The sequence below is a fragment of the Aurantimonas marianensis genome (assembly GCF_024195285.1).
In the GTDB taxonomy this organism is placed as follows: domain Bacteria; phylum Pseudomonadota; class Alphaproteobacteria; order Rhizobiales; family Rhizobiaceae; genus Aurantimonas; species Aurantimonas marianensis.
The window spans coordinates 1-3,275 of sequence record NZ_JALHBS010000051.1 but is presented as its reverse complement, the minus strand read 5'-3'; the positions used below and the strand labels follow the sequence as shown (position 1 = coordinate 3,275).

Here is a 3,275-nt window from a genome sequence, read left to right as displayed (position 1 = left end):
CCTCGCTTGTGCCCGACATTGCCGCCGCCTCCGGCCATTCCTTTCCCGAACTTCTGACCTGGATGGTGGAGGACGCCTCGTGCAATCGCTGACGGCCGAGCGCCGCCCTAACGACGTGCGCGCCGGTACGCCCGGGCGACTCACCTTGCGTATGCTGCGCGCCGGACGCCGGGCTTCCGGTCTCGCCGCCAGCGTTGCGCGACTGCCGATACCGCCTTTCGGTGCGCTGGCCGCAGTGGTGATCGGATCGGCCGTCGTCTACGGCATATCGGTGGGCGGCCACACCGTGACGGTCGTCGACGGCATTGCGCAGCCGCTCGGCTTTCCGATCGAGGCGATCGACGTGACGGGCAATTCGGAAACTTCCGAGATCGATGTCCTTCAGGCGCTCTGGCAGACCGGCTCGCAGAGCCTGTTCTCGCTCGATCCGGCCGCTGCCCGACAGGCCCTGGAAGAGATGCCCTGGGTCGATCGCGCTTCAGTGGCCAAGGTCTTTCCCGATCGGGTCCGGATCACCCTGTCCGAACATCGGCCCTACGCCGTCTGGCAGAAGGGGCGAGAGTTCGTCGTGGTCAACCGCGAGGGCAAGGAGATCGTGCCCTTCACCCCCGGCCGCTTCGCCGCTCTGCCTGTTGTCGTGGGGACCGGCGCGGCGCTCCACGCCGCCGCGCTCCTCGACGAGCTGGAGGTGCTGCCCGAGCTTCGCGCAAGGGTGAAGGCGTATATCCGGGTGGGGAATCGTCGCTGGGACTTGCGGCTCGAAAACGGCATCGCGATCGAGCTGCCCGAGGATGCTCCGGTCGAGGCACTGGCCGAGGTGGCGCGGATGGATCGGGAGAACGGGCTTTTGTCTCGTGACATCGCCGCCGTCGATATGCGGCTCGCGGACCGGATCGTGATCAAGCTCACTCCCGACGCGCTGGTTCGGCGCAACGCCGCTCTGAAGGAGCGGGAGAAGATTTTCAAGCGTAGCCGGAAGGATGACCCGGTATGAGTTTGTTTCAACGCGGCCACGACGAGCTTCCGCGCATCAAGGCGCTGCCGAAGCGCCGCTCCCGCGTCATCTCCGTGCTGGATGTCGGCTCGGAAAAGGTCTCCTGCCTGATCGCTCGGCTGACGCCGCGCGTTGCCAGCCAGACGTTGCCCGGTCGGACCCATACGATCGAGGTGATCGGCGTCGGCCACCAGCGCTCGCACGGCATCAAGTCGGGTGTGGTCGTCGATCTCGACGCGGCGGAACAATCGGTCCGCCAGGCGGTCGACGCGGCCGAGCGGATGGCTGGACTGACCATCGAGTCGCTGATCGTCTCCGTCACGGCCGGGCGGCTCAAGAGCCTGCGCGGCGCCGCCGAGATTGACACCGTGGGGGAGATTTCGCAGGCGGACGTCTCACAGGTCCTCGGTCTTGCCGCGAAGGTTCCGCTGGAGGAGCGTCGGGTGGCGCTGCATTCGCTTGCCTTCGATCTGTCGATCGACGGCGAGAGCGGGCTCGACAACGTCGTTGGCATGAGCGGCAATCGGCTGGGCGCGGACATGCATGTGCTGACCGCCGAGGAAACGCCGTTGCGCAATCTCGAGGCAGTCGTCAATCGTGCCCGGCTGATGGTCGAGGCCTTTGTTGCGACGCCTTATGCCAGCGCGCTTTCGACATTGGTTGAGGACGAGGCGGCGATGGGCTCGGCCTGCATCGACATGGGGGGCGGCGCGACGACCATCGCGATCTTCCAGAATGGTCGCTTCGTCTATGCCGACCAGGTCGCGCTCGGCGGCAACCACATCACCATGGATCTCGCGCGCGGCTTGTCGATCCGTCCGGCCGATGCGGAGCGCTTGAAGGTGATGCACGGCTGCACCCTGAGCGAGTTGATGCAGGACGACGACCGGGTGCCGGTGGTGCGGCTCGGTGAAGAGGGCGGGCACGATTCGAAAGCCACCGTCGCGCGTTCGCTGATCGCCAAGATCATCCGGCCGCGCGTCGAGGAAACGCTGGAACTCGTGCGCGACCGTCTGGCCGCCTCCGGGCTCGGTCACGTCATCGGCAAGCGCGTGGTCTTGACCGGGGGAGGCTGCCAGCTTGCCGGCATGAGCGACACGGCGCGCAGCATCCTCCAGCGCAATGTCCGGCTCGGCCGTCCGGTCGGCGTTGCCGGGCTGAATCCATCCAACAAGGGGCCTGCTTTCGCGACCTCGGTCGGCCTGCTGATCTACCCGCAGGTCGCCCATCGCGAGAACACCGGCCAATCGTCGATCGCGGCCTTCGCGCTCGACCAGAACACCAGGGCGGGACGCTTCGGATCCTGGCTCCGGCGGAGCCTTTGACACAGCGCGGCCGGACTGCCGGCCGGCCGCGAAGACATACGGTGCGCGCCGCGCGCCGCAGCAACTGACAAAGCGAACGGCCGCGCGGCGAAACGGCCCGAAACTGCGATAGAGGAACAGGATATGAGCACGAACCCGAACAAGACCGACATCACCGAGTTGAAGCCCCGCATCACCGTTTTCGGCGTTGGCGGAGGCGGCTGCAATGCGGTCAACAACATGATCAACGCCGGCCTCGAAGGGGTCGAGTTCGTGATCGCCAACACCGACGCCCAGGCGCTGCGCTCGTCCAAGGCCGAGCGGATCATCCAGATGGGCGTCGCCGTGACCGAGGGCCTTGGAGCAGGCTCCCAGCCGGAAGTCGGCCGTGCCGCCGCCGAGGAATCGATCGACGAGGTCTGCGACCATCTCCTCGGCTCGCACATGTGCTTCGTCACCGCCGGCATGGGCGGCGGCACCGGCACCGGCGCCGCGCCGGTGGTCGCGCGAGCGGCTCGCGAAAAGGGCATCCTCACTGTCGGCGTCGTGACCAAGCCGTTCCATTTCGAAGGCCAGCGCCGGCTAAGGATCGCCGACGAAGGCATCGAGGAACTGCAGAAGAACGTCGATACGCTGATCGTCATTCCGAACCAGAACCTGTTCCGGATCGCCAACGACAAGACCACTTTCGCCGACGCCTTCGGCATGGCGGATCAGGTGCTGTATTCGGGCGTCGCCTGCATCACCGACCTGATGGTCAAGGAAGGGCTGATCAATCTCGACTTCGCCGACGTGCGTTCGGTGATGCGCGAAATGGGCAAGGCGATGATGGGGACCGGCGAGGCGTCCGGCGAAGGCCGCGCGATGGCCGCCGCCGAAGCCGCGATCGCCAACCCGCTGCTCGACGAGACGTCGATGAAGGGTGCGCGGGGACTGTTGATCTCGATCACCGGTGGCCGGGACCTCACCCTCTTCGA

3 protein-coding genes are annotated in these 3,275 nt (G+C 66.5%); all 3 read left to right on the top strand.

Features of this window, described 5'->3' with window-relative positions; translation table 11 throughout:
- Positions 1-79: 79 nt before the first annotated feature.
- Entirely contained in the window at positions 80-994 is a 915-nt protein-coding gene (locus MJ956_RS09665) for a cell division protein FtsQ/DivIB (protein ID WP_253964265.1), read from the top strand.
- Entirely contained in the window at positions 991-2,319 is a 1,329-nt protein-coding gene (ftsA, locus tag MJ956_RS09660) for a cell division protein FtsA (protein ID WP_253964264.1), read from the top strand. The genes MJ956_RS09665 and ftsA overlap by 4 nt, the downstream gene beginning before the upstream one ends.
- Before the next feature lie 123 nt (positions 2,320-2,442).
- The coding region (gene ftsZ, locus MJ956_RS09655; protein WP_253964263.1) for a cell division protein FtsZ at positions 2,443-3,275 on the top strand (833 nt) is incomplete at its 3' end.